Source organism: Rhizomonospora bruguierae (assembly GCF_018397995.1).
GTDB lineage: Bacteria > Actinomycetota > Actinomycetes > Mycobacteriales > Micromonosporaceae > Rhizomonospora > Rhizomonospora bruguierae.
This window is the reverse complement of the sequence record NZ_BBQH01000023.1, coordinates 22,608-47,707: the sequence shown is the minus strand read 5'-3', so window position 1 is coordinate 47,707 and position 25,100 is coordinate 22,608. Positions and strand designations below refer to the sequence as shown.

The 25,100-nt window shown below is 71.9% G+C and carries 24 protein-coding genes; 13 read left to right on the top strand and 11 right to left on the bottom strand.

The features are described 5' to 3' along the window. Positions 1 to 3 precede the first annotated feature (3 nt). Genes KJS59_RS31105 through KJS59_RS13540 form a run of 4 tightly spaced genes read right to left on the bottom strand, consistent with a single transcriptional unit; the run spans position 4 to position 3,822 of the window. Positions 4 to 888 (bottom strand): heme ABC transporter ATP-binding protein, encoded by an 885-nt coding sequence (locus KJS59_RS31105; RefSeq protein WP_249714093.1) that lies wholly within the window; start codon positions 886 to 888, stop codon positions 4 to 6. After that, positions 885 to 1,970 carry a FecCD family ABC transporter permease gene (locus tag KJS59_RS13550; RefSeq protein ID WP_213453217.1) on the bottom strand — a complete coding sequence of 362 codons (1,086 nt, stop codon included), beginning with the start codon at positions 1,968 to 1,970 and terminating at the stop codon, positions 885 to 887. The genes KJS59_RS31105 and KJS59_RS13550 overlap by 4 nt, the downstream gene beginning before the upstream one ends. Beyond that, positions 1,967 to 3,022 carry a heme/hemin ABC transporter substrate-binding protein gene (locus KJS59_RS13545; protein WP_249714092.1) on the bottom strand — a complete coding sequence of 352 codons (1,056 nt, stop codon included), beginning with the start codon at positions 3,020 to 3,022 and terminating at the stop codon, positions 1,967 to 1,969. Before KJS59_RS13545 ends, KJS59_RS13550 begins: the two co-directional genes overlap by 4 nt. After that, the gene (locus KJS59_RS13540) at positions 3,019 to 3,822 is read right to left on the bottom strand and encodes a hypothetical protein (protein ID WP_213453216.1); all 804 of its coding nucleotides are present in this window, start codon (positions 3,820 to 3,822) and stop codon (positions 3,019 to 3,021) included. Before KJS59_RS13540 ends, KJS59_RS13545 begins: the two co-directional genes overlap by 4 nt. Before the next feature lie 197 nt (positions 3,823 to 4,019). On the opposite strand from KJS59_RS13540, the gene KJS59_RS13535 reads away from it, so the two are divergent. From KJS59_RS13535 to KJS59_RS13525, 3 genes are all read left to right on the top strand, one after another. Continuing rightward, on the top strand, positions 4,020 to 5,516 hold the full coding sequence (locus KJS59_RS13535; protein WP_213453215.1) for an HtaA domain-containing protein: 1,497 nt from the start codon (positions 4,020 to 4,022) through the stop codon (positions 5,514 to 5,516). 94 nt (positions 5,517 to 5,610) lie between these two features. Continuing rightward, entirely contained in the window at positions 5,611 to 6,783 is a 1,173-nt protein-coding gene (locus tag KJS59_RS13530) for a WxL protein peptidoglycan domain-containing protein (RefSeq protein ID WP_213453214.1), read from the top strand. Next, on the top strand, positions 6,780 to 7,637 hold the full coding sequence (locus KJS59_RS13525) for a hypothetical protein (protein ID WP_213453213.1): 858 nt from the start codon (positions 6,780 to 6,782) through the stop codon (positions 7,635 to 7,637). Before KJS59_RS13530 ends, KJS59_RS13525 begins: the two co-directional genes overlap by 4 nt. A 124-nt stretch (positions 7,638 to 7,761) precedes the next feature. Here KJS59_RS13525 and rpsD read toward each other — a convergent pair whose 3' ends face one another. Beyond that, a complete protein-coding gene (gene rpsD / locus KJS59_RS13520) occupies positions 7,762 to 8,370 on the bottom strand; it encodes a 30S ribosomal protein S4 (protein WP_213453212.1) in 609 nt (202 codons plus the stop codon). Between the two features lie 111 nt (positions 8,371 to 8,481). On the opposite strand from rpsD, the gene KJS59_RS13515 reads away from it, so the two are divergent. Then, positions 8,482 to 9,168, top strand: a complete 687-nt coding sequence (locus KJS59_RS13515) for a hypothetical protein (RefSeq protein WP_213453211.1) — start codon at positions 8,482 to 8,484, stop codon at positions 9,166 to 9,168. A gap of 178 nt (positions 9,169 to 9,346) precedes the next feature. Here the strand turns inward: KJS59_RS13515 and KJS59_RS13510 are convergent, their stop codons facing one another. From KJS59_RS13510 to KJS59_RS13485, 6 genes are read right to left on the bottom strand one after another with little or no spacing between them, the layout of a single operon-like run. Beyond that, complete coding sequence (locus KJS59_RS13510; RefSeq protein ID WP_213453210.1) at positions 9,347 to 10,894, bottom strand: aldehyde dehydrogenase (NADP(+)); 1,548 nt, start codon at positions 10,892 to 10,894, stop codon at positions 9,347 to 9,349. A gap of 11 nt (positions 10,895 to 10,905) precedes the next feature. After that, positions 10,906 to 11,712: an IclR family transcriptional regulator gene (locus KJS59_RS13505; RefSeq protein WP_213453209.1), complete on the bottom strand. Its 807-nt coding sequence runs from the start codon at positions 11,710 to 11,712 to the stop codon at positions 10,906 to 10,908. Continuing rightward, the gene (locus KJS59_RS13500; RefSeq protein ID WP_213453208.1) at positions 11,709 to 12,527 is read right to left on the bottom strand and encodes a fumarylacetoacetate hydrolase family protein; all 819 of its coding nucleotides are present in this window, start codon (positions 12,525 to 12,527) and stop codon (positions 11,709 to 11,711) included. Before KJS59_RS13500 ends, KJS59_RS13505 begins: the two co-directional genes overlap by 4 nt. Before the next feature lie 12 nt (positions 12,528 to 12,539). Then, on the bottom strand, positions 12,540 to 13,718 hold the full coding sequence (locus tag KJS59_RS13495) for a mandelate racemase/muconate lactonizing enzyme family protein (protein ID WP_213453207.1): 1,179 nt from the start codon (positions 13,716 to 13,718) through the stop codon (positions 12,540 to 12,542). Then, positions 13,715 to 14,176, bottom strand: a complete 462-nt coding sequence (locus KJS59_RS13490) for a nuclear transport factor 2 family protein (protein WP_213453206.1) — start codon at positions 14,174 to 14,176, stop codon at positions 13,715 to 13,717. The genes KJS59_RS13495 and KJS59_RS13490 overlap by 4 nt, the downstream gene beginning before the upstream one ends. 32 nt (positions 14,177 to 14,208) lie before the next feature. Next, a complete protein-coding gene (locus KJS59_RS13485; protein ID WP_213453205.1) occupies positions 14,209 to 15,540 on the bottom strand; it encodes an MFS transporter in 1,332 nt (443 codons plus the stop codon). 261 nt (positions 15,541 to 15,801) lie between these two features. Here KJS59_RS13485 and KJS59_RS13480 point away from each other — a divergent pair, with 261 nt between their 5' ends. From KJS59_RS13480 to fabG, 9 genes are read left to right on the top strand one after another with little or no spacing between them, the layout of a single operon-like run. Further along, the gene (locus KJS59_RS13480) at positions 15,802 to 16,890 is read left to right on the top strand and encodes an ABC transporter ATP-binding protein (protein ID WP_213453204.1); all 1,089 of its coding nucleotides are present in this window, start codon (positions 15,802 to 15,804) and stop codon (positions 16,888 to 16,890) included. A 49-nt stretch (positions 16,891 to 16,939) separates the two neighbouring features. Beyond that, positions 16,940 to 18,118, top strand: coding sequence for an extracellular solute-binding protein (locus KJS59_RS13475; RefSeq protein WP_213453203.1), 1,179 nt, complete (start codon positions 16,940 to 16,942; stop codon positions 18,116 to 18,118). Between the two features lie 22 nt (positions 18,119 to 18,140). Beyond that, on the top strand, positions 18,141 to 19,925 hold the full coding sequence (locus tag KJS59_RS13470; protein ID WP_213453202.1) for an ABC transporter permease: 1,785 nt from the start codon (positions 18,141 to 18,143) through the stop codon (positions 19,923 to 19,925). Between the two features lie 2 nt (positions 19,926 to 19,927). Beyond that, a complete protein-coding gene (locus KJS59_RS13465; protein ID WP_213453201.1) occupies positions 19,928 to 20,701 on the top strand; it encodes an aspartate racemase/maleate isomerase family protein in 774 nt (257 codons plus the stop codon). Continuing rightward, the gene (locus tag KJS59_RS13460; protein WP_213453200.1) at positions 20,698 to 21,402 is read left to right on the top strand and encodes an aspartate/glutamate racemase family protein; all 705 of its coding nucleotides are present in this window, start codon (positions 20,698 to 20,700) and stop codon (positions 21,400 to 21,402) included. Before KJS59_RS13465 ends, KJS59_RS13460 begins: the two co-directional genes overlap by 4 nt. Continuing rightward, the gene (locus KJS59_RS13455) at positions 21,399 to 22,502 is read left to right on the top strand and encodes a mandelate racemase/muconate lactonizing enzyme family protein (RefSeq protein WP_213453199.1); all 1,104 of its coding nucleotides are present in this window, start codon (positions 21,399 to 21,401) and stop codon (positions 22,500 to 22,502) included. The genes KJS59_RS13460 and KJS59_RS13455 overlap by 4 nt, the downstream gene beginning before the upstream one ends. Beyond that, positions 22,502 to 23,866: a lyase family protein gene (locus KJS59_RS13450; RefSeq protein ID WP_213453198.1), complete on the top strand. Its 1,365-nt coding sequence runs from the start codon at positions 22,502 to 22,504 to the stop codon at positions 23,864 to 23,866. Before KJS59_RS13455 ends, KJS59_RS13450 begins: the two co-directional genes overlap by 1 nt. Next, a complete protein-coding gene (locus tag KJS59_RS13445) occupies positions 23,866 to 24,336 on the top strand; it encodes a MaoC/PaaZ C-terminal domain-containing protein (RefSeq protein WP_213453197.1) in 471 nt (156 codons plus the stop codon). Before KJS59_RS13450 ends, KJS59_RS13445 begins: the two co-directional genes overlap by 1 nt. Positions 24,337 to 24,344: 8 nt before the next feature. Then, positions 24,345 to 25,079, top strand: coding sequence for a 3-oxoacyl-ACP reductase FabG (gene fabG / locus KJS59_RS13440; RefSeq protein WP_213453196.1), 735 nt, complete (start codon positions 24,345 to 24,347; stop codon positions 25,077 to 25,079). Positions 25,080 to 25,100: the final 21 nt, after the last annotated feature.

Here is a 25,100-nt window from a genome sequence, read left to right as displayed (position 1 = left end):
CTGCTATTTCTCCTTGCCAACATGCGAACGGTCGGGCCGGCTGCGGTTGGGGACGATCAGCGGTAGTTCGGTGCGTGGGTGCGGGACGACCTCGATGTCGTGCCGGTAGACCTCGCTCAGCAGCGGGGCGGTGAGGACCACGTCCGGGGGACCGGCGGCGCGTACCCGACCGTCGGCGATCAGGGTGACCGTGTCCGCGTACGCCCCGGCCAGGGCCAGGTCGTGCAGCACGATGACCACGGCGTCGCCGGCCCGCGCCCGTTGCCTGGCGATCCGCATGACCAGTTCCTGGTGGCGCAGGTCGAGGGCGGCGGTCGGCTCGTCGAGCAGCAGCGTGGTGGCCCGCTGCGCCAGGACCCGGGCCAGCGCGGCCCGGGCCTGCTCGCCACCGGAGAGCGCGGGGTATGGCCGGGCGGCGAAGCGGGCGATGTCGCAGCGCTGGAGCGCGTCGGTGACGACCGCGTCGTCGTGTTCCTGCTCGGGGCGTCCGGCCCACGGTGCCCGGCCCATCCGGACCACCTCGTCGACGGTGAACGGGAAGCTGAGGGTGTTGCGCTGGGTGAGCACGGCCCGTCGCCACGCCAGTTCCACGGGGCTCCACGACTGCTGGGGCAGCCCGTCGACCTCGACCCGGCCGGCCGCGGCCGGAAGGTCGCCGCTGATCGCGGCGAGCAGGGTCGACTTCCCGGCCCCGTTGGGCCCGACCAGGGCGTGCACTTCACCGGCGCGTACCCGCAGGTCGATCTGGTCGAGCACGACCCGGCCGGCGCGTTCGACCCGCAGCCCGACGACCCGGACGCGGGGGTGCCCGGCCGGCACCGGCTGCGGCGTGCGGGTCGCGGCGAACGGACGCAGCGTACGCAGGCGGCCGATCGCGAGCCGGCTCATCCCCAGCCTCCGGCCCGGTTGCGGGTGCGGCGCAGCAGCCAGAAGAACGCCGGCCCGCCGATCACCGCGGTGAGCACGCCGAGGGGCAGTTCCTGGTGCTCGACGAGGGTGCGCGCGGCGAGGTCGGCGGTGATCACCACGATGGCCCCGCCGAGCGCGCTGGCGATCAGCAGCACCCGGTGCCCCGGTCCGGCGATCATCCGGATCAGGTGTGGGATCACCAGTCCGACGAAGCTGATGACGCCGGTGAAGGCGACCGCGGCGGCGCCGAGCAGCGCGGTGATGACGATCATGCGGATCCGCAGGCGTTCCACGTGGACGCCGAGGTGCCGGGCGGCGGGTTCGCCGAGGGCGAGCAGGTCGAGCCGGCGGGCGTCGGCGTGGGCGACGGCGAGCCCGACCAGCAGGCACGGCGCGGCGAGGCTGACGGCCGACCAGGTGGCCTGGGCGAGGCTGCCGAGGTTCCAGAAGGCGATGGCCTGCACACCCGACTGGTCGGTGACGAACATGAGCAGCCCGATCACCGCGCCGGCCACGGCGTTGACGGCGACGCCGGTCAGGACCAGGGTCACCACCTCGGTCCGGCCCCCGGAACGGGCCAGCACGTAGACCAGGTAGGTGGTGGCGAGGCCGCCGGCGAAGGCGGCCAGCGGCACGGTCCACCCGCCCAGGACGGTGACACCGGTGACGATGGCCAGGGCGGCGCCGACGGCCGCGCCGGCGGAGACCCCGATGACCCCGGGCTCGGCGAGCGGGTTGCCGAAGACGCCCTGCATGACGGCGCCGGCGCAGCCGAGGGCGGCGCCGACGATGGCCGCCAGCAGCACCCGGGGGAAGCGGACGATCCAGAGGGCGTTCTCGCCCTGCACGGCCGACGGCAGCGGACCGATGTCCAGGCCGAGGCGGTGCAGCACGGAGCCGATCACCTCGGCGGGGGAGATGTCCACCTGGCCGCGTCCGGCCGCCAGCAGGACGACCAACAGCAGGGTGACGCCGAGTCCGGCCAGCAGCACTGGCCCGCGCCGGCCCTTGGGCCGGACGGTGTCGGGGGCGGGTGCGGGGCGGGCCTGCACCGCGGTCACGACGGGTCCTCGCAGGAGTAGACGGCGCGGGCCAGGGCCTGAACCGCCCGGCCGGAGCGGGCACCGAAGTTGAGCAGGGCGCCGTCGTCCATGTCGACGACGCGCCGGTTCGCCCCGGCCGGGGTCTGCGCGACGCCGGGCAGTTTCACCAGGCCGTCGACCCCGCCGACGGAGGCGAGCCCTTCGCTCATCACCAGGATCACGTCCGGTGCCGCGTTGATGAGTCCCTCGCTGGTCAGCGGGCGGAACTTGGCCAGGCCGGCGGCGCTGCCGGCGTCGATGCCGCCGATCGCCTCGATCATCGCGTCGGAGCCGGCGCCGCGGCCGCCGATCAGGTAGACCCCGGCGGTGCCGCGCAGGTAGAGGAACGCGATCCGCGGTGCCTTGCCCTCAGGCGCGGTACGTCGAGCGGCGGTGATCTCGCCCTCGACCCGGGTCACGAGCTGTTCGCCGGCGGCGGGCACGCCAAGCGCCGCGGCGATCGCGCGGATGTGTCCCGGTACGGCGTCGAGGGTCTGCTCGGCCTGGACGAGCACCACCGGAATGCCGGACTTCTGCAACTGCCGCAGCACCTCGGGTGGTCCGATGCTGTCGTCCGCGAGCACCACGCTCGGGTTGAGTTTGAGTATCGCCTCGGCGGAGAGGTCGTGTCCGGCCGGGGTGACCACGGGCAGGTGCGCGGCGGCGGGGAAGGTGGTCGAGGTGTCCCGGCCGATGACGTTGTCGCCGAGGCCGAGGCTGAAGACGATCTCAGCGATCGACCCGTAGAGGTTGACCGGGAGGATCCGGCTGGCGTCGGTGACGGTCACCGTCCGGCCGTCGCTGGAGTGCACGGTGGCCGGCAGGGCGGGCGCCGGCGCCGGGCGCAGCGGCTCGATGTCGGTGCTGTCCATGGTGGCGGTGGTCGGCCCGCAGCCGGCGGTTGACTTCGACGCCGCGCCCGGTGCGGAGCATCCGGTGGCCACGAGGGCGGCCGACGCGAGCAGCATGAGCAGCGGGAGTCGGAGCGGCCGGCGGCTGGTCACGCGGTGGGCCCGGTGCGGGCGGGTCATCGGGTGGCACCGCGGCGCCGCCGCCACCGGCCGAGGCCGATCAGTGCCACCATGGCCAGCCCGAGGGCGGCCAGCCCGAGCGTCCAGCCGCGTCCGGCGCCGGAGGCGTCGCTGACCCGGGTGACGTGGAGTTCGCTGGCGGCGGCGATCGTCGGCGCGGCGCCGGCATCCGTGGCCGGCGGCTCGCCCGCGGCGGGTGGTGCCGCGGCCGAGGTGGACGGGGGCGGGGTGCTGCGGGTGGTGGTCTTCGGCGTGGTCGTGGTGGTCGCCGGTGCCGGCTTGGCCTTGGTCGGGGTGCCGGCCGTGGCGAAGGTGATCGGTACCCGGACGTCCTGGGTGCGGTCGGACGTGCGGGTGTGGTCGGCGCGGGTGACGACCGCGCAGCGGCGGACGGTGCAGTCGACGTCGCCGATGGTGGTGGTCACCTTCAAGGTCACCGAGAACGATCCACCGGCGCCGTACGGCTCGGCCAGACCCTCGCCATAGGAGGGCGGGTTCGACGAGATCCAGTGCGAGGCGCCGAGGCTGCCGCTCGTGTCGGCGCCGCCACCGCACGGGGTCGGGACCGCGCCGGCCCCGTTGTCCACGCAGTACGCGACATAGATGCCCTTGGTGACGTCGTACCCCCGGCCGGAGATGGAGACGGTCGCGCCCGACCTGCTCAGGCCGGTGCTCGGGGTGACGGTCAGGGTCTGGCCGCCGGCACCGCGGCCGGTGCCGGCGGCCGCCGGCACCGGGACGGCGACGACAGCCGCGGTGGCCAGGGCCGCGGCCAGGATGGCGCAGTGCCGCGCTCGCATCGGGCTCCTCACACGACATTGGCGGTCGGCGGACCCGACCGGAAGCAGCCACTTAGGTTTGGCTAACCTAAGTGAGTGCGCGGCAAACCGCAAGGGCCCCTTCGGCCCGAGAATCCGGACGCCCTGAGGATGACACATCCTTGTTAGGTTTGCCTAACCTATGGCTTCCTCCTGTCACTGTCTCGAAAGGAAGCAGCATGCTCAGATCCAGAGCCGGTGCCCGCCGGCACCGGTCGACGCGCTGGATGGCGGTACTCGCCCTCGGCGCGTCGAGCGCGCTCGTGGGCGCCGGCCCCGCCTCGGCGGCCGAGGCCGACATCACCGGTGGCAGCCTCACCTGGGGGTTCAAGGCGAGCTTCCGCGCGTACGTCAAGACCGGCGACGGGAACCCGCCGATCGCGGTCAGCAACGGTGCCGCCATCAACGCCGACGGGACCTTCACCTTCCCGTCGACCGGTGGCTCGCACGACGCCGGCGGTGGCACGACCAATGCCACCTACGGTGGCACGGTGGTCTTCTCCTACCCCGCGCACCTGTTCACCATCACGCTGGCCAACCCGACGATCGCCATCTCCGGCGGCACCGCCTCGCTGAAGGCGGACGTCGACCTGGACACGACGATGACCGATCCGGTCTCGGTGAAGCAGGCCACCATCGCCACCCTCACGGGCAGCCCGGCCACCAGCGGCAACACGGTGACCGGCAGCAACCTGGCCGCGGTGCTCACCACCCAGGGGGCCAGCGCGTTCAATGGTTTCTACGCCCCGGGTGACGCGCTCGACCCGGTCTCGTTCACCTTCGGCACGGGCGGCACCGCGCCGGCCGCGCCGGCGGTGACCGCCAACCCGGCCCAGGGCGTCGACCCGGCCGGCGCGACGATCGCCGTGCACGGCACCGGCTTCGACCCGGAGGCCAACGACGCGGCGGGCATCTACGTCTCGTTCGGCCCGAAGGTCGACGAGCACTGGACCAACGCCGGCGTGCTCCAGGTCACCAAGTGGGTGAGCAAGACCAACGAGCCGACCGATGCCCGGGACCGGATGGCCGCCGATGGCAGCTTCAGCACCACGCTGCCGATCAGCGCCGTCTACACCGACCGCAACGGCAACGAGGTGGACTGCACCCGGGTGCAGTGCTACGTGATCACCTTTGCCGCCCGCGGCTCCGCCGACCGCAGCCAGGACACGTTCACCCCGATCACCTTCAGCAGTGCGGGTGGCGGCGGGAACACGGCCCAGCAGCGGATCACGGGCACCGTGACCGGCGGCCCGCTCACCCTGAGCGTTGCCGGTGCGAACGTCGCACTGCCGGCGGTCGGCAAGGGTGAGTACGCCAAAGCCCCGCTGAACACGGCCACGGTGGCCGACCTGCGGGGCACCGGCACCGGGTGGAGCCTGGTCGGCCAGGTCTCCGACTTCACCTCGGCCGGCGGCGGCGTCATCGCCGGGAACTATCTCGGCTGGACCCCGACGGCGAGCGTGGTCAACGACCCGCTCGGCGGCACCACCGGTGCCGTCACCCCGGGGGCGGCCGCCGCTCCCGGCGCCGGTCTCGGCGAGGCCCGTGCCCTGTGCACCTCCGCGGCCGGGGCCAGCAACGGCGTCTTCGCCTGCGGTGCCGAACTCAACCTCGGTGTGCCGGCGTCCGCCACGGCGGGCGACTACGCCGCGACCCTCACCCTGACCCTGTCCTGATTGAAGGAACGGGTCTGACCCGGTGGGGCGTGGGCACTCGCCCGCGCCCCACCGGCCCGTCCACCCGACGATCGCCTCGCACCCGGAGCACGGTATGCCCCTCGTCACGCTCGCCACCCGGATCCGATCCCCGCGGCGGGCCACGCCTCTGGCCATTGCTGCCCGGGCCGGCGCTCCGCTCGCCGCCATGCTCCTCACGGTGCTGCTCGGGCCACCGGCCGCCGCCGGCGCCGCGCCCACGCTCGGGCCCACCGGCGCCTGGGCGGCACCCAGCCCGTCGCCAACCGTCGCCCCGGGCGCCACCGGCGGCGCCGCCCGGTGGGCGGTCCAACCGTCCGGGCCGAAGGGACCGACCGGGCGGAACTACTTCATCTACGACCTGGCACCCGGCAGCACCATCACCGACCAGGTCGGCGTCACCAACCTCAGTGACCGGCCGCTCACCTTCGCGGTGTACGGCACCGACGCGTACACCACGACCGACGGCGCCTTCGCGCTGCTGCCGTCGGACCAGCCGGCCACCGACGTCGGCACCTGGATCAGCGTCGACCGGCAGAGCTGGACCGTCCCACCCGGCAAACGACAGGACATCCCGTTCCGGCTGTCGGTGCCGCCGAACGCCACGCCGGGCGACCACGCCGGCGGGGTGATCGCCGGCATCGCCCAGGTCGGCGTCACCGCCGACGGGCAGCAGGTCCGGCTCGACCAGCGGGTCGCGGCCCGGGTCTACCTCCGGGTGGCCGGCGAGATCCACCCCGCGGTGACCGTCGAATCGGTACGCGTCGGGTACGACACCCCGATCAACCCTGCCGGACGAGCCGACATGACGGTCACCTACCGGATCCGCAACAGCGGCAACGTCCGCATCGGTGGCACCGGCGCCGTGATCGTCAACGGGCCGGTCGGCTGGACGCTGTCCCGGACCACCCCGATCGACCTGCCCGAGCTGCTACCCGGCGCCGCCTTCACCGTCACCGAGCGGGTCGTCGGAGTGCCACCCGCGCTGCGGCTGACCGCGACGGTGGACCTCGCACCCACCACGGTGGACACCGCGTTGCCGCCGGTGCAGCGCGCCGCGAGCGTCTGGGCGCTGCCGTGGCTGCTCCTCGCGGTGCTGGCGGCGGCCGTAGCCTGGCTCTACCTGCGTCGATACCGGCGCCGACGCCCGGTCCCGGCCGCGGCCGAACCACCCGCGGCCGAACCGTCCGCGGCTGAACCGCCCCCGACCGGAGCGGCGGGGCAAGAGGCGGCGGCCGGCGCCCAGTGAACCCGCTGCTGCCGGCCACGGTCGCGATGCTGGCGCTGGCCGCCCTGGCTCCGGCCCCGTCGTCCACCCCGTCCGTCACCGCGCGAGCACGGCCCGACATCGTCGTACCGTCCGGCGCGCTGGCGATCGGGCAGCAGATCATGGTCACCCTGCGCCATTGGCCACCGGGTACGGTCCAATTAGAACTCTGCGGCAACGGCGCCCACCGCGGCGCCCTCGACTGCGCAAGCGACCAGGCCACCTACGCCCAGGTCCCAGCGGCCGGTACGGCGGTGGTGCCGATCCTGCTGGCGGCACCACCGGTCGCCTGCCCCTGCCTGGTACAGGCCCGCAACCTCACCGGCGCCGTGCAGGCCACCGCCGCCCTACCGCTGACCGGCGTGACCGCGGCGCCGGCCCCCGCCCCTGCCGCCGCACCGGAACTGGCCATCGACGAGTTGCGCGTCGCCGAACGCGGCCCGTTGCGGGGCTGGTTCGGGTTCCCCGAGGAACTGACCGTCCACCTCACCCTGCGCAACCCCGGCCCGGCTGCCGTGGTCGACCCACCCCTCACGCTGTTGTTCGGCCCGGCCGGCCGGGCACACACCATCGTCGACGCCCCGGCGCTGGGCACCATCGAACCCGGACAGGCGCGGGAGTACGACATCCGGGTGCCGATGGACCTCGCCGTCATCGGAAAACACGAACTCCACGGCCGGGTCGACCTGCCTGAGCGCCCCGTCGCCTTCGTGATCGAAACCACCAGGTACCCCTGGGGCCTGTTCGTGCTGGCCGCCATTCTGGTCGCCATACCGATCGCGCTTCGGCCGCGATCGCGCCGCCCCCGGCAGCAGCGTCACCGGGCCGCCACCTGACGGTGCCGGCGCTGACCCCTGAACAGGTAAATATTCGCGCGGAAAATCGGCAATAGGCGCCGCAACGGGCAAGCTCGCGCCGGGCGGGGTCAGCGGGTCGGCCAGCCCGTGTGCCCGCGGCCGGTCAGCGGGAGTAGAACTCGACGACCAGTTGCTCGTCGCAGATCACGGGTACGTCCCGCCGGGTGGGCAGGGCGAGGAGACTGGCGCTCAGGTCGGGCATGCTGGCGCTCAGGTAGGGCGGCAGCTTCTGCGGGGCGTGCGCCCCGCTGGCGGCGATCTGGAACGGTGGCTTCGACCGGCTGGCCGCCTTGACGGCGACGACCTGACCGGGCCGCAGCCGGTAGGACGGGATGTCCACCTTGGCGCCGTCCACAGTGAGGTGTCCATGTGCCACCAGTTGGCGGGCCTGGTAGATGGTGCGGGCGAACCCGGCCCGGTGCACCACCGCGTCCAGCCGCCGTTCCAGCAGGCTGACCAGAACGTCGCCCGTCTTCCCGTCGGACTTCACGGCGAGCACGAAGGCCGCGCGCAGTTGCTTCTCGCTCACGTTGTACTGGTGACGCAGGCGTTGCTTTTCCAGCAGCCGCACCGAGTAGTCGGACGACTTGCGGCGGGCACGACCGTGGACGCCCGGCGGGTAGGGACGCCGCTCGAAGTAGCGGGTGCACTTCGGGGTGAGCGGGATGCCGAGGGCGCGGGAGAGGCGCGCCTTGGGTCGAGGACTGTTCACGAGGCTCCTTACTCAATTAGGGTAGCCTCACCTTAGTTGCTCGCCCCGCCCTGGCAAAGCTCGCCCCGCCCTGAGAGAGCTCGCCCCGCCCTGACAAAGAAGGAGCCCCGTGTGCAACCACCCGCCGCCGACATCGCTCGCACCCTGGCCAGCGGGCGCCTGCCGGGCCGCCTGTGGCTGGCCGCGCTGACCAGGGACATCCCGGTCGCGCACGCGACAACCGCCGCCGGCCAGGTGCTCATCGCCGCACGCCGCGACTCCCACGCGTGGCTGGCGCTTGCCAGCAACGGGGACGACGCGGGTGCCATCCTGGCCGTGGACGACGCACCGCCGTTCCCCGAATCACCCCGGCTCGGCCGGGTCCACCTCTGCGGCTGGGTCCACCGGGTCGCCGAGCGCGACCTGCACCGCGCCGGCCTGGACTTCGCGGCGGCCAACCCGCTGCATGACCTGCTGGACCTGGGCGCCGATGTCGACCTGTTCAGCCTCGAACTCGGCGAGGTGCGGCTCGAACGACGGGACACGGTCCTGCTGGAGGCGGAACAGTTCGTCGCGGCCACGCCGGACCCGCTCCACCCCCACGAACGGGACCTCCTCCAGGACCTCCGCGACCACCACGCCGACGAACTGGCCGCGCTCGTGCCACACCCACGCGGGCGGTGCCTGCCGGTCCGGCTCGACCGGCACGGACTGGTAATGGCGACGCCCGGCCCGCACCGCATCGAGTTCTCCTCGCCCGCGGACTGCCCCGGCTGCGTGGCCCGCGCACTCCGGCTCACCCACGCCACCGACTCCTGACGGCAACCGCGGCATCCATCCCACCCGCCCATTCGGCTGCGGCCTAACCGCTGTGCTGCCCGGACAGCCAGCCGATCGCCGCTGGCGGAGCGGGAACGCCGCCCGCAGGCCCGCAGTTGAGCTTTGCCCAAGCCTCCGTTACGGCCGCGGCTGGCCCGCCAGCGGCCCGCTGCCTGAGTCAGTCGGGCGGCGGGGTCCGGGGGAGGACGACGTGGCCGAGGCCGGCGGGGATCTGCAGCTTGCCGTCGACTCGGCGGGGGATCGCCGTGTAATCGTCGCGGAGTTCCGGCGGCAGCGCCGTGCTGGGGGTGTTCTGGTAGCAGACGGGGCGCACGAAACGTTGGATGGCGCCGGCGCCGACGGAGGTTTCCCGGGCGTCGGCCGCCGATGGCCACGGTCCACCGTGGTGCATCGCCCAGGTGACCGAGACCCCGGTGGGGAAGCCGTTCCACACGACGCGGCCGGCGCCGTCGCGCATGGCGGTCGCCGCCGCGACGGCCAGCGGGTCGTCCGGATCGCCATGAATGGTCGCGGTGAGGGCCCCGGGAAGTGCGCGGAGAGTCTCGGTGAGCTGTTCCCCGTCGCCGTACTCGACGATGACCGAGATCGGACCGAAGCATTCCGCCAGCAGGTCGGGGGCGAGGTCCTCGATCCGTACGCGCAGCAGAACCGGACCGGCGGAGAAGCCGTCGCCGCTGGCCGCTTGCCCCGTCGTGGCGGTGACGCCGGGGAGGTGCGAACGGACATCCACGCTGCGCCGGTACCGCTCGTGGACGCCGGCGTTGAGCAGGTAGCCGGGCTTGACCCGGGCGAGCGCCTCGACGGCGGCGTCGATGATGCTCTGCCCGGCGGCGTCGCGTGGCACGAACAGCAGCCCGGGTTTGGTGCAGAACTGGCCGCTGCCGAGGGTGAAGGAGGCGACCGCGTCGGCGCCGATCTCCCGGCCGCGGGCGGCGGCGGCCTGAGGCGTGACGACCAGGGCGTTGACGCTGCTGAGCTCACCGAAGAAGGGAATGGGATCCGGGCGGGAGGCGGCGAGTCGGCTCAGCGCGCGACCACCGTCAACGGAGCCGGTGAACGCGATCGCCCTGATGGCCGGGTGCTGGGCCAGCGTGGCGCCGCCGTCCACACCGAAGATGATGCCGATGGCACCGTCGAGGCCGCCGGCGTTGGCAACCGCCTTCGTCAGGGCGGCGTAGCTGCGCTGGGCGGTCTGCGGGTGTGCCGGGTGGGCCTTGATGATGACGGCGCAGCCGGCGGCCAGGGCCGCGGCGACGTCGCCGCCGGGCACGGAGAACGCGAGCGGAAAGTTGCTGGCCGTGAAGACGGCGACGGGGCCGATGGGCACGTTGATCCGGCGCAGGTCGGGCCGGGCGCCCGGTGGCGTCTCACCCGCGTGGTCGATGGTCGCCTCGAGGTACGCCCCGTCGTGCAGAACCTCGGCGAAGAAGCGCAGTTGGTGCACCGTCCGGACGAGTTCGGCACTCAGCCGTTCCGGGCCGAGCGCGGTCTCCCGGTCGGCGAGGGCGACCAGTTCCTCGGCGTCCGCCTCGATTTCGTCGGCTATCGCCCGCAGTAACCCGGCCCTGCCATGCCGGCCAAGGGCCTCCAGGTGCGGTTGGGCCGCCGCCGCACGACGGCAGGCCGCGCGCACCTCCTCGGGGGTGGAGTCCTCACCTAGGCGTTCCCCCAGTCCGGTCCGCGGGTCGACGCTGATGATCGTCATGGCTGTCCTTCTCAAGGTTTGTTCTGGTCGTCGCGGCCACCGATTGCCGCGCCGAAGGTGGCGGCGAAGTGGGCGAGGCCGGCGACCGCCTGGGCCCGGTGCTCGTCGGTGCGGCCGTGGGCGCGGAAGGTGAAGCTGACCGCCAGCAGCCCGTCCTCGCGGTGCGGCGTCGCCACGTGCCGGCCGAAGCAGTACAGGCCGGGCACGACCTCCTCGTTGTCGACCGCGTAGCCCCGCTCGCGGGTGAGCGCGAGTTCGTTGAACAGCGCCTGCTCGTCGGTGATCGACTTCTCGGTCAGGCCCCGCAGCGGCCACCCCGCGAGCTGCCGGTCGAGTTGCCGCGGCGTGAGCGCCGCGAGCAGTGCCTTACCGGCGGCCGTGCACTGGGCCGGTACCGAGCGGCCGATCTCCGAGGCCAGCCCGAGGTGCAGCGGTTCCCGCCCGTCGTGCCGCGCGAGGTAGACCACGTTCGGGCCGTCGCCGAGCACCGCCATCTGGACGGTTTGCTCGGCCTCGCCGAACAGCTGCCGGCACAGCAGGTAGAACTCCTCCACCTCCTCGACGCTGGCCAGGTAGGCCTTGCCGAGTTCGGCCAGCCGCCGGCCCAGCGAGTACCCGTGCTTGGTCTGCCTCAGCAGCTGTGCCTCGATCAGCGCCGAGCAGATGTTGAGCACCGTCGCTTTGGGAACATCGACCCGCCGGCTCAGCTCGCTGGGTCCGAGGGACCGCCGCGGGTCCTCGGCCAGGGTCATGAGGATGGCCGCGGCACGGGTGACCGCGGGGGAGCGGGAGCGGTCCCCGGAGTTCTCGGCGGTCACTTGACCAGACCCGTGCCCAGTGCGACCCCCCGAACCGTCGCCGAGTCGGTGGGCATGGCGCCGAAACCCGCCATGACCGGCGGTCCCTCCGCGATCCGGCTGGTCAGCTCGCCCAGTCCCTCGACCTCGACGGTTACCGTGTCGCCGGGCTGGACGGGTCGGGAGTTGGCCGGTGTCCCGGTGAGGATCAGGTCGCCGGGCTCCAGGGTGATCAGCCGGGCGAGGTCGGCGACGAGGTAGTTCATGTCCCAGAGCATGCCGGCGGTCGTGTCCTCCTGGACGATCTCACCGTTGACCACCGTGCGCAGCCGCTTGTCGCGCGGGTCCCAGTCGGTGACCAGGCCGGGGCCGACGACGCCGAGCGTGTCCGTGCCCTTGACCCGCAGCATGCTGTTGGCGTCGGTGTCCCGGAAGTCGTGCAGCCCGTAGTCGTTCGCGATGGTGTAGCCGGCGATGTGGTCTGGCGCCCGCTCCGGGGTGATGCATCGGGTGGTGCGACCGATGACCACGCCGACCTCGCCTTCGAGGTTGAGGTACTTCGTGCCGCGGGGCCGCAGGACGGTCCCCCGATGGCTGTTGAGGCAGGAGACCGGCTTGTGGAAGTAGGTGGGGGTCTCGACGCTGTAGGCGCCCAGTTGCTCGATGCGGCTGCGGTAGCTGAGGTGCACACAGATGATTTTTGTGGGGGTGCAGGGCGGCAGGTGGGTAGCCGTCGCCACGTCGACGGCCCGGCCGTCCGCCGTCACGAACCGGTCGCCGTGCCGGCTGACCCGGGTCACCACCCCGTCGATGAGGAGCCGTCGTGTCTCGGTCAAGCTCCATGTCTCCTATCGTGAGTGGACGTGGGTACGCCCGTCGACCAGGTAGCGGCGCATGACATCCTCGTCGACCTCGACGCCGAGTCCGGGGCCGGCGGGGATCGTGACCCTGCCCTTGGTGATCTGGATGGGCGTCGTCAGCATGTCCGTCCGCAGTGGATTTTCCGACCGGTCGCACTCAAGCACGTGCTCCGGAGCGCCGAAGTCACCGTACGGCCAGGTCGGCAGGCTGGCGATCAACTGGAGCGTGCTGGCCTGCGAGAGCCCGCCACCCCAGCAGTGCAGGGCCAGGGAAAGGTCCCACGCCTGGGCCATCTGGCAGACCAGGCGGGCCTCGGTGAACCCGCCGCACAGGGTGACGTCCGGCTGGATCACGTCGATCGCCCGGGTCGCGATCACCTCCCGAAAGCCGAAGCGGGTGTGGACGGCCTCGCCGCCGGCCATGGGAACGTCCAGGTGCTGTAGGGCGCGGTACCCGGCCAGGTTGTCGGGCGGTACGGGCTCCTCGACGAAGTGCAGGTCCAGGTGCCGCAGGCGCTGGATTGACGACTTGGCCAGGTGAACCGGGTAGTTGGCGTTGTAGTCGACCATCAGGGTGCCGCTCGGGCCGAGCGCGTCGCGGGTGATGGCGGCCCGGGCCAGGTCGTCGGCCAGCGAACCGCCGACCTTGATCTTGATGGCCGTGAAGCCGTCCTCGACGGCCTCGTGGATCTCCCGCCGGAACTCCTCCAGGCCGCCTCCGGGCCGGAAGTAGCCGGTGGAGGCGTAGCCGGGGACCGTGTCCCGCAGCCGCCCGCCAAGTAGCGAGGCGACGGAGACCCCCAACGTGCGGGCCCAGGCGTCCCACATCGCGATGTCGATGGCCGACAGCGCCGCGATGTGGGTCCCGCCGTTGGTGAGGTGGTAGCCGCTGGTGAGGTAGGACAGGAGCGGGTGCTCGGTGCGGTCGATCGGCTGCCCGAGCACCCGGTCGGCCAGGTCCGCGAGGTGTGCCGCGTTGACCCGTGGCGAACCGAACGCCTCGCCCCAGCCGACGGCGCCCTCGCTGGTCGTGAGCTTGACCAGCGTGCTGGTGCGGGCGCTGGCCAGCCGGCGCGAGCCACCGAAGGCCCGGTCACCGAGACGGTGCTCCAGGGGCCAGACCTCGAGCCGCTCAACCGTCGGGATCGTCCGCGGGCCGCCGCTCATGCCGAGGCTCCGGGCGCAATCATCGGGTAGCCGCGGCCGGCGTAGTCGTAGCCACCGAGTTCGAGCCGGGTGATGGAGCCGTCCTGGGGTGCGGCGTAGTACGCGCGGATCTCGGAGATCAGCCCGCGCGGGGAGAAGACGTACCACTCGCACCCCCGCAGGACGACGCCCTGCCGTTGCTTGAAGTGGGTCCACTCGCAGGCGGCCTGCTGGCGCGCCTCGTCGACGACCACCGCGTCGACCGTCCACGCCGAACGGTTCTGCTCGACGGCCCGCGCCCAGCGCAGGGCGATCGCCTCGGCGCCCCGGAACGGCCCCTCGTACATGCCGGGTGGGAAGTAGTGCACGGCGTCCGGCTCGAAGTAGCGGGCGATGTCGGCCGCGTCGCCGGCGGTACAGGCGTCCATGTAGTCGCGAATCCGTTGTTCGATCTGCACGGCGGTCAGTCGAGTGGTCATCCCTGGTTCCTCTCGGTGCTGGCGTTCCTTGCTCAGATGGCCCGGGCGGCGGGCCGGCGGGGCCGGTCGTGCTCCTCGGTCGCGCGGCCGCCGCGGTCACCGAGCGCCAGCGTGCAGGCGAGGCTGACGGCCGTGATGAAGGCGACGTAGGCCGATACCGACCAGATGCCGTAGGAGGACGACAGCTTCGCCGCGAGCAGCGGACCGAATCCGCCGCCGATCACCGAACCGATCTGCACCGCCACGGAGACGCCCATGTAGCGGACCCTGGTCGGGAACTGCTCCTGGAGGTAGGCGCCCATGGGGCCGTAGGCCGAGGTGAGGAGCATGCCGATCGCCATTGCCAGGTACACCAGCGGGGTGCTGCCGGTCTTCAGGAGCAGGAAGAAGATGAAGGAGTAGGGCAGCCAGCAGGCGTACAGGCCGGCGATGAGGCGCTTGCCGCCGACCCGGTCGGACAGGTTCGAGAAGTAGATGATGCCGAAGCAGAGGGTAACCGCGCCCAGCATGACCGCCGCCAGGCCGGTCGACGAGGACACGCCGATCGTCTTGGTGACGTAGGCGAGGCCGAAGGTGTTCGTCACGAAGAAGGCGGTGTTGTTGAGCAGGAACACGCCGGCGACGAGCAGCAGCGTGCGCGGCGCGGTGGTGATGACGGCGCGCAGCGGGTTCTTCGCCACCCCCCGCTCGGCCTTGAGCCGCTCGAACTCCGGGCTCTCCGTCAGTCGCGCCCGGATGACCAGGCCGAAGACCACGAGCACGGCGCTGAGCAGGAACGGCACCCGCCAGCCCCAGTTGGCGAACTGCGCGTCGTCGAGCATCAGCCGGGTGCCGAGAAAGACGCCGTTGGCCAGCAACAGGCCGCCACCCGAGCCGAACTGCGGCCACCCGGCGTAACGGCCGCGCTGGCCCTCGGGCGCGTGTTCGCCGGCCATCAGCACGGCGCCGCCCCACTCACCGCCCACGCCGAAGCCCTGCACCAGGCGGAGCAGCACCAGCAGGATCGGCGCGGCCAGGCCGATGCTGGCGTAGCCGGGCAGGATGCCGACGGCGAAAGTGCCCACCCCGGTCAGGATCAGGGACCAGACCAGGACGCCCTTGCGGCCGACCCGGTCGCCGAAGTGGCCGAAAACCAGCGCTCCGAGGGGCCGCGCGAAGAAGCCCACCCCGAACGTGGCGAAGGCGGCCAGCGTGCCGGTGGTACTCGAGACGGCGGGAAAGAACTGCGGGGCGAAGATCAGCGCCGCCGCCACGCCGTACAGGTAGAAGTCGTACCACTCGATCGTCGTTCCGATCAGCGTGGCCATGGCGACCTTGCGGGCTTGCCTCGGAGATCTGTCCACCGTGGTCGATGTCGTCGACATGGGTCACTCCTCGCGTGCGGGGGGCGTGGAACGGGTTGGGGGGTCGGCCGGTGATTGCGGAAGAACGTAATGCCGGCACCGATCACGGTCAAGATGCTGAACGGCGGTCAATATGCTGACCGACTCGAAACCAAAGAACTGGTTGACAACTGGTTGACAACCCGGGTGCGACCGTCAACACTGCATCGTGTCCGCATGCCGGATGATCGTCCGATATTCTCGACCGGCGGTCAAGGCGGCGATGAAAGGGGTGACGTGGAGATGACAGAGCTGTCGGTGCGAGACGTCCGGAAGTCCTTCGGGTCGTTCACCGCCGTCCGCGGCGTGAGCTTCGAGCTCGCCAGGGGCGAGGTCGTGGCGCTGCTGGGAGCGAGCGGCTGCGGCAAGACGACGCTCCTGCGGACGATCGCCGGCCTGATCGAGCCCGACGGCGGCGAGGTCGTGCTCGGCGGCCGGACGCTCTACTCGCGGGACGCCCGGATATCGGTTCCGGTCGAGCAGCGCGGCATCGGCTTCGTGTTCCAGTCGTACGCGATCTGGCCGCACATGAAGGTGTGGGAGAACGTCGCGTACGGACTCCGGGTGCGCAAGACGCCGCGGGCGCTGTCCCGCGAGCGGGCCTTCGAGATGCTCGACGTCGTCGGCCTGAAGGGCCTGGAGGAGCGCTACCCCGGCACGCTCAGCGGCGGCCAGCAGCAGCGGGTGGCGTTGGCCAGGTGCCTGGTCGTCGAGCCGCCGCTGCTGCTGCTCGACGAGCCGCTGAGCAACCTGGACCTGCGCGTGCGGGAGCGGATGCGCGAGTACATCAGGAAGCTGATCAAGCGGATCGGCGTGTCGGCCGTGTTCGTCACCCACGACTACGCCGAGGCCCTGGTGCTGGCCGACCGGATTCTCGTCATGGACAGCGGCGTGGTGGTGGAGGACGGCGCCCCGGAGACCATCTACTCCAGTCCGCGCACCAGGGTGGCCGCGGAAAGCATCGGCTCGTCGAACGTGCTCGACGTGTCCGCCGTCGACGCGGCGGGCAACGCCTCGATCAACGACAGTGACGTGGCACTGCGACTGGCCGAGCCCCCGATCGGCAACGGCGCGACGTCCGCGGGCCGGCGGTTGATCGTCCGGCCGGAGGACATCGTCGTGTCCGCCGCTGGCGGCGCCGGCGGGCACCACGGGCCGAACATCTTCCCCGGGAAGATCACCGGCCGGTTCTATCTCGGCGCGACCACCCACTACGACATCCAGACGCCCGTCGGCGTGCTGCGGTGCTCCAGCGAGAACCGCGACATCGCCATCGATCAGAACGTCGACGTGCACATCGCACCCGAAAAGCTGGTGCTGCTCGAACGGTAGGAAACGGTCCGGAACTGATTCCTCGACACCGGAGAAGCCTGGAGAAACCATGACCTTGAGCTACGAACCCCGTAAACACCGCCGTTCGCCGGGCGGCCGTCACCCCGGCGTGGCACGCCGGGCCGGGGCGGTCCTCGGCGCGGGGCTCCTGATGATCGCGAGCGCCGCCTGTGGCGCGGAGTCCGGCTCCCAGGGCGGTTCCGACGTGGCGGCGGCCAAGGCGTGGGTCGAGAAGAACGTCCCGGAGCTTCCCGCCGACGTCGTCGACCGCGCCTGCGCCGAAGGCGTCCTGTCGCTCTACTCGCTGATCCCGCCGGGCATCAAGAAGGTCAACGAGGCATTCCAGAAAGACATCCCGTGCGTGAAGGTCGAGGCGTTCCAGGCATCCGGCGGCGCGCTCGCCGAGCGGTTCACGCAGGAACAGCAGTCCGGCAAACACCAGGCGGACGTCATCCAGAACTTCAGCGTGGCGTTCCTGGACGGGGCGGCGGACAAGGGCTTCCTGGAGAAGTACACCCCGCCCAACGCGGACAACGTTCCCGCGCGGTGGTCCCGCCCCGGCTTCTGGTACGGGATCGGGTTGGACCCGATGGGTGTCTTCTGGAATACGAAGGCGGTCTCCGCCGCACAGCAACAGCAGCTCAGTTCGATCAAGACCTGGGACCAGCTGCTGACCGTCGAGGGGCTGGCGGGCAAGGCCGGGATCGTTGACATCAAGGCCGGTGGGACCGCCCAGCTGCCGCTGTACTTCCTCCAGGACAAGTACGGCATCGAGTACTGGCAGAAGCTCGAGGCGCAGTTCGACCCGGTGGTCTTCGACAGCATCACCCCGCTGACCCAGCGGCTGGCCGCCGGCAGCATCGCGGTGGGTCTCGACGCGGAGTCCACCGTTCCCGGCGACGCGCTGCAGAAGGGCGCCCCGCTGCAGTGGGTGTACCCGCAACCGGCGGTGGGCGTTCCGCAGATGCTGGGCGTCGCCGCCGGGGCCCCGCACATGGCGGCGGCGCAGTTGTACATGGCCTGGTCGCTGTCGAAGACGGGACTGGCCAAGTGGTCGAGTGCCAACCTGCTGGCACCGGTCAGCGACAGCATCCCCGACGAGCGCCCGTTCGTGACGGAGGACTGGTTCGAGTCACCGCCGGGCGACGCCTACTACGACGCGGACTGGCCGGCCATCGAGAAGGCGCTGCCCGAGCTGACGACCACGTTCACCAACACATTCAAGTGACCGGGTCGGGGGTGGAGGGCGCATGACATCCAAGACCGTAGAGACGGTCCCGGCGCGCCCGGTACCCGGAGGGCGTCCCGGTCGCAAGACCGGGCGCCCGGCCGGGGCCGGTCGGGGCGCCGGCCGGTGGAAGAAGCTGCCGGGGGTCGCCGGCCTGACGCTGGTGTACGTCGTCGTGGCGGCGCTGATCCTGCCGCCGATCCTGTACCTGGTCTACGGGGCCGTTCGCAGCGGCCCGCCGGGCAGCGACGCGACGTTCACGCTGGCCAACCTGCGGACGGTCTTCGGCTCCGCCGAGGTCGTCCGGCCGCTGCTCAACACGGTGAAGATCGCCGTGCTGGTGGCGGTGATCAGCGTGATTCTGGGAGCGGTGCTCGCCTTCGTGGTCGCCCGCACCGACATCCCGGCGCCGCGACTATGGGAGCTGCTGATCAGCGCGCCCTTCTACCTCTCGCCGATGGTCCTGACGCTCGCGGTCATCGCCGCCCTCGGCGGGCCGGGCTACGCCCAGCCGATCTTCGATGCGCTGGGGATCGATGACCCGCCGGACATCTACTCGTTCTTCGGCATCGCGGTCGTGCTCACGATCTGGATGAGCAGCTACTGCTTCCTGTACTTCCGGGGGCCGATGCGGAGCCTGAACCTGGAGCTGTCCGAGGCCGCCCGCTCGCTGGGCGGGGGATTCTTCCGGTCCACGGTGCGCCTCCAGGGCCGGCTGCTGCTGCCCACCGCGCTGGCCGGCGGGGTGATGGTGTTCGCGCTGGTGGCCGAGACCTTCTCGGTGCCGGCCCTGTTGGGGGCGCAGAACTATCCGACGGTCGCCACCGAGATCTACTTCGCCACCACGTACTTCCCCGCCAGGTCGAACCAGGCCGCCGCGTACGCGCTGCTGTTGATGGCGGTGGCGGGCCTCGGGCTGGCCCTGTACGCGGCGATCTCCCGCAACGCGCACCGCTACGTCTCCAGCAGCGGCAAGGCCCGCTCGTCCGGACCGATCCGGCTCGGTGCGATGCGCTGGCCGATGGTGGTCCTCCTGGCCGGATACGGGTGCACCGTGACCATCGGCCCGGTGGTCAGTCTGGTGCTCGCGTCGTTGCAGCCGTTCGTCAACCCCTCGATCTCACCGAAGAACCTGACCCTGGACAACTACCGGACCGTCTTCTCCGGCAGCGGCTGGGCGGCCCTGCGAAACACGTTGTTCCTCGCCATCGCCGCGTCGGTGCTCGTCCTGGCCGTCGGCTTCGCCGTGGCCTATGTCCGGCGGCTGACGTCGGCGCGCGGGCGGGCCACGCTGGAGTTCATGGCCACGATCACCGTGGCCATTCCCGGGTTGGCGCTGGGCATCGGCATGCTCTGGGCGTACATCCGGTTTCCGGCGGTGATCTACGGGTCGGTCTGGATCCTGCTGGTCGGCTACGTGGCCCGGTGGACCAGCCAGGGAGTCCGCATGGTCGACGCCGGGCTGGCGCCGATCAGCGGCGACGTCAACGACGCCGCGCGGGTGCTCGGCGCCGGCACCGCGCGGCGGATCCGGACGATCCTCCTGCCGCTGGTGGCACGGTCCGTCGGCGCCGGCCTCGTCGTCGTGTTCATCCTGGTCGTGAACGAACTGCCGGTCACGATCTTCCTGTATTCGCCGCGATCGGAGACCCTGTCCGTGCAATTGTTCAATTCCCTGGCCATGGCGGGCGCCAGCCAGGCGGCCGTGTACGGCGTCATCCTGGTCGGGCTGACCGTGCTACTGAGCCCGTTCCTGCTGCTGAAGCGGCGGGGCGAGGACGGCGCGCAGCCCGGGCTGGGGGGCTGACGGTGGCGCGGGAGATCGCGGGGCTGCCGCGCAGGAACCTCGGCATCGCCTACCCGCTGCCGCTCGCCGACACCGTGTACTGGCAGTTCTACCGGGCGTGCGGCATGGCGAACAACCTTGTCGTCAGCCACTTCGAGGTCGACTCGTTCGCCCCCGAGCGGGTCGAGGCCGCGGTGCCGTCCATCCACGCGTCGGTCGACCGGCTCGCCCGGCGCGGCGCGGACCTGTACCGCATCACCGGAGTCCCGGTGCTCGCCGCGCTGGGCCGGCCGCGGGCGCTGGACCTGGCCCGCCAGGCGTCGGACCGGGTGGGCGCACCGGTCGGGCTCGACTTCGAGGACACCGTGCGGGCGGTGCGGGCCCTCGGCGGTCGCCGCTTCGTGTTCACCGCGAAGTGGGAGCCCGCGCTGCTGGACCGGGCCGTCGACTACCTGAGGCACGCGGGCCTGGACGGTCACCACGTGGCCGGCGCTGACTTCCGGCCGGACACCCTGTGGCGGATCGGCACGGACGAGGGCGTCGACCTCGCGCTGCGGCTCGGGCGGGAGGCGCTGCGGCGACGCGCGGACGCCGACGTGCTGGTCCTGGCGGGGGGTGCCTGGCTCAGCACCGTCGCGGTGCCCGTCCTGGAGGCGGAGTTCGGGTTGCCGGTGGTGACCAACCTCGACGCGACGTTCTGGGCGTTCCTCCAGGACGCGGGGGTGCCACACGCCACCGATGGCCTTGGCTCACTGTTTCGCCAGGTGGCCCGGCGCGATGAGCGGGGGCAATCGTGACACCGCGGGTCGCCTTCGTGATCAGCACGTATCCGGCCGAGGAGCAGCGGCGCCGCGAGGACGCCATCATGCGGCACCAACGGGACGGCGTCGAGCTGGGCATCATCCGGATACCGTCCCGGACGTACGACGGCCTGGGGCCGGACCGGCTGGAGCGGCTCACCCCGCAGTTCCTCGACGCGTTCGAACAGGCCAGGGCCGAGGGCTACGACGTAGCCGTCCCGTTCGGGATGTACGACCTGGGGGCGGACGGCGGAAAGTCGATCATGCCGGTGGTGGGCCCGTGCGAGGCCGCCCTGCACGCGGCGGCGATGGTCGGTCGCCGGTTCGGGATGATCTGCTACACCCCGGACCTCAAGCCCGCGCTGCGCCGGCTCATCCGGTCGTACGGCATGGAGCGGTGGGTCGTCGCCTTCGAGTCGCTGGGCATCGAGATGAACCAGCTCGGTCCGTCCGCGCCCGCGGTACGCGAGGGGCTGATCGCGACCGTGTCCCGGATGGTCCAGACCCACGACGTGGACGTCGTCATCGTCATGGGTGTCTCGATGTGTCCGGTGATCGTCCCCCGCCTGGAGCTGGAGGAGGCGGTCGGCGTGCCCGTCGTCGACGGCATCAGCGCGCCGATCGAGATGGCGACCTGCCTGTTCCGGCTGGGGCTCCAGCCGAGCCGGCGGCAGTGGCCCAGGGAAGGAGCTCAATGAAGATCGAATCGGTCACGGCGGTGCCGTTCCGGATCCCGTACCGGCGCACCTTCCACATGGCGACCGCGTCCATGCCGGCCGCGGACCACGTGCTGGTCCGGGTCACCACGGACGACGGCCTGGTCGGCGTGGCGGAGGCGCCCGCCCGCCCGGCGATCTACGGCGAGTCGCAGCGGTCGATCGTCACCGCGATCCGGGAGTGGTTCGCGCCGGCGATCACCGGCATGGACGCGTTCGCGGTGGAGCAGCTGGGCGCCCGGCTGGCCGGTGCGGTCCACAACCACACGGCCAAGGGCGCGATCGACATCGCGCTGCACGACCTGCAGGGCAAGGCGCTGGGCCAGCCGTGCTGGCGGTTGCTGGGCGCCGCCAGCGAGTCGGTTCCGGTCGCCAGCATGCTGAGCATCGGCCCGCCGGCGGCGGTGGCCGAGGAGGCCGGCGAACTGAAGCGCGAGCTGGGCATCGACTCGTTCAAGATCAAGGTGGACGGGGACGTGGCGGCCGGCGTCGCGATCCTGGCCGCGGTCCGGGCGGCCGTCGGCCCGACCGCCCGGCTGTACGTGGACGCCAACCGCAGCATGCGCGCCGAGGAGGTGCTCCGGCTGGCCGCCCGGGCCGCGGACCTGGACCTGTGCCTGATCGAGGACCCGACGCCCCTCGACGACGTGGCCGGGCGCCGCCTGCTGGCCGCCCGCCTCGACATCCCGATCATGGCCGACGAGGCCGCGACCACGCCGGGCGCGGCCGCGCGCGAGCTGATGGGCGGCACCGCCCGCGCGGTCAGCGTCAAGACGGCGCGGACGGGGTTCCGGGACAGCGCCAAAATCGTCGGCCTGGCGCAGAGCCTGAACGTGCCGACCGTGATCGGCAGTCAGGGCGACTCCGCGATCGGCACGGCCGCGGCGCTGGCGTTCGGCGCCGCGTTCTCCTCGACCGCGGCACAGGGCTGCGAACTGGACTTCTTCCGGACCCTCTCGGACGACCTGGTGACCGTACCGCCGGTGATCCGCGGCGGCCGGATGGCGGTCGACCAGCAGGCGCCGGGCATCGGCGTCACCATCGACGAAGACAAACTGCGGCACTACCGGGTGGACCTGTGATGAATACCGACCGGCGTGGATTCGACCTGCTCACTGCCCTGGCAGGGGACCCGGCGACCGCCGGGATCTTCGCGGAGCGGTCGATGGTGGACGCCTTCCTGCGGGTCGAGGTGGCGCTGGCCGCCGCCGAGGCCGACGTGGACCTGATCACGTCCGGCGACGCGGAAGCCATCGCGGCCGCCGCCCGCGTCGAGCACATCGACCTGGACCGGCTGTGGGCGGACACCCGCAACGTGGGGTACCCGATCCTCCCGCTGGTCCGGCAGCTCGACGCGCTGCTGCCCGAGAAGCACCGGGGTACCGCGCACCTCGGCGCCACGACCCAGGACATCATGGACTCCGGGCTCGCGCTGCAACTGGTCGCCGCGTGCGACCGGCTGGACCAGCTGCTCGCCATCGCCGGTGGCGCGCTGGCCGCCGCCGCGGCCGAGCACGTGGACACGGTCCTGGCGGCCCGGACGCACGGCCAGCAGGCGGTGCCGACCACCTGGGGCGCCAAGCTCGCCGGGTACCTGGGTGAGTTCACCCGGCACCGGTCGCGGCTGGGCCGGGCCCGGCACGGCGTCGGGTACGTCTCGCTGTTCGGCGCCGGCGGCACGTCGGCGGCGTACGGGCCGCGGATCGACGAGATCCGGACCGGTGTGGCGCGGCGGCTGCGGCTGCGGGTGGAGGTCGTACCGCGACACGTCGCGCGGGACGCGCTGGTCGAGTGGGGCACCACGGTGGCCGCCATTACCGGCACCTGCGCCCGGCTGGGCCGGGAGGTGGTCAACCTGTCGCGCAACGAGATCTCGGAGGTCACCGAGCGGGCCGGGCACCACCGGGGCGCGTCGTCGACGATGCCGCAGAAGGCGAACCCGATCTCGTCGGAGATCCTGGTCGGTCTGGCCACCGTCAGCGGAGCCCTCGCCTCGGCGCTGTTGCGGACCATGGAGGCCGGCCACGACCGGGCGGCGGGGGAGTGGCAGGCGGAGTGGCAGGTGTTCCCGCAGCTCGCCGGCAACGCGGCCGCGGCGGTGAGCACCGCCGGCGAACTGCTCGGCGGGCTGCGCGTCGACGCCGACCGGATGCGCGCCAACCTCGCCCTGGACCACGGGCTGGTGATGGCCGAGGCGTACATGATCAAGCTCGCTCCGGCGCTCGGGCGCGAGAACGCACACGACGTGGTCTACGCCGCGGTGCGGGCGGCCCGGTCGACCGGGGTGACCCTGTTCGAGGCCGTTCGCGAGGCCCTGCCGGAGCAGCACCGGGCGCTGTTGACCGCTCCGCTCAGCCCGGACTCGTACCTCGGTGAGACCGCGCGTCTGGTCGAGGTGGCGGTGGCCCGGTGGCACTTCGGCCGGGACGACGAGGAGGTCAGCTGATGGGTCTGTACTACGAGGACCTGGCGGTCGGGGCCGAGTACGTCACGGCGTCGCGGACCGTCACCGAGGCCGACGTGGTGTCGTTCGCGATGCTGTCCGGCGACTGGAACCCGATCCACGTGGACGCGGAGACGGCCGGGCAGGGCGCCTTCGGCCAGCGGGTCGTGCACGGCATGTGCTGCTTCTCCATCATGGGCGGCCTCATGTACGCGGCCGGTTGGTTCTCCGACACCATGATCGCACTGCTCGGGTACCGCGACTGGCGGTTCGTGGCACCGGTCCTCATCGGCGACACCCTCACCTGCCGGTTCAGGGTGGAGCAGAAGCGGCTCACCCGAAGCGGCGAGCGGGGACTGGTCGACCGCCACCTGAGCCTGTGGAACCAGCGGGGCGTGTGCGTGCAGGAGGGCAGCAGCCCGGCCCTGATCCGGCTCAGGCCGCGGGAATCGAACGACTCGGCAGGCAAGTGAGGGGCGATATGGGACTGCTCGATGGCAAGACCGCCTTCATCACCGGCGGTGGACAGGGACTCGGGGCGGCGATGGCCCGCCGGTTCGCCGGCGAGGGCGCGAAGGTGGCGATCGTCGACCTGGACGGCGATCGGGCCGCGAAGATCGTGCGCGAGTTGCCCACCGCCGGCATCGCGGTGGCGGCCGACGTGCGCGACATGACGGCCATGGAGGCGGCGTTCCAACGCTGCGTCGACGAGCTGGGTGGGCTGGACGTGCTGGTCAACAACGCCGGCATCACCCGGGACGCCACCATTCGGCGAATGACGCTGGACCAGTGGAACGAGGTCGTGTCGGTCCACCTGACCGGCGCGTTCATCGCCACGAAGATCGCGGCGACGTACCTCCGCGCGCAGCGGAGCGGATCGATCATCAACGTCTCGTCGATGTCCGGCAAGGTCGGCAACATCGGCCAGGCCAACTACAGCTCCGTGAAGGCCGGCCTGGTGGCTCTGGCCAAGGTCGCGGCCAAGGAGTTCGCGCGCGACGGCGTGCGGGTCAACGCCATCCAGCCCGGCCTGATCCGGACGGCGATGACCGAGGCGCTGCGCGAGGACATCTGGGAAAAGAAGGTCAGCGAGGTCCCCATGGGGCGCGCCGGCACCCCGGAGGAGGTGGCGGACGTGGCCCTCTTCCTCGCCAGCGACCTGTCCAGCTACATGACCGGCAACGTGCTCGAGATCGCCGGAGGTCGCTACATGTAGGCCGTTCGACTCGCACCGAGG